Here is a 258-nt window from a genome sequence, read left to right as displayed (position 1 = left end):
CAGGTTTGCCGGTGGGGTGCAGGCCTGATTCTCATTGGATTGCTGACATGAAAAAGACCTACACTGCGCCGCTTCTGCGTGTTCTTGGCCCGGTTGAAGCGTTGACCCAGGGTTACGGCAACGGCGGCGGCTTTCCCGGCAAGGGGCACGCCTATGGCCACGACAAGAAGAAGCACCTGACTTTTTCGTAAAGAGACAGCATCAGATCCGGGATTCGGCCTGAGTCCCGACGGGCCTCTGGTACGCGCCCGCGCGGGC

The 258-nt window shown here is 60.9% G+C and carries 1 protein-coding gene; it reads left to right on the top strand.

The genetic code is table 11. The features are described 5' to 3' along the window. A partial coding sequence (locus ACY0MJ_RS22425) for a hypothetical protein (protein ID WP_462640773.1) occupies positions 1–191 on the top strand: 191 nt, incomplete at its 5' end. Positions 192–258 lie beyond the last annotated feature (67 nt).

The sequence above is a fragment of the Ramlibacter sp. bp-362 genome, from assembly GCF_054956735.1.
Note: the sequence above shows the minus strand (reverse complement) of the source record. Positions and strands in the feature narration are given on the sequence as shown.